The organism is Trebonia kvetii (assembly GCF_007827045.1).
GTDB classification, from domain to species: Bacteria; Actinomycetota; Actinomycetes; order Streptosporangiales; family Streptosporangiaceae; genus Trebonia; species Trebonia kvetii.
This window is the reverse complement of sequence record NZ_RPFW01000082.1, coordinates 1-255: the sequence shown is the minus strand read 5'-3', so window position 1 is coordinate 255 and position 255 is coordinate 1. Positions and strand designations below refer to the sequence as shown.

The following is a 255-nucleotide window of genomic DNA, read 5'->3' as shown; positions in this document are numbered from 1 at the left end:
CCGCCCTGGGCCTGGAGCCCAAGGCGGCCAAGACCCGCATCGTGCACCTGGAGGAAGAAGGCGAGGGCTTTGACTTCCTCGGCTTCCACCACCGGCTGGTGCGCTCGCGGGGGCTGAACGGGAAGAAACCGGTGACGTTCCTTGCCCGCTGGCCCGCGGACAAGGCCATGCAGCACGCCCGCGACCGGATCAGGGAACTGACCAGCCGGTCCCGGCTGCTGCTGGACCCGAAGCAGATCGTGGAGGACCTGAACC

At 68.6% G+C, this 255-nt stretch carries 1 protein-coding gene; it reads left to right on the top strand.

What is annotated here, in order from left to right:
* Positions 1-255: hypothetical protein (locus EAS64_RS43065; protein ID WP_500691533.1), on the top strand; the 255-nt coding region annotated here is incomplete at both ends.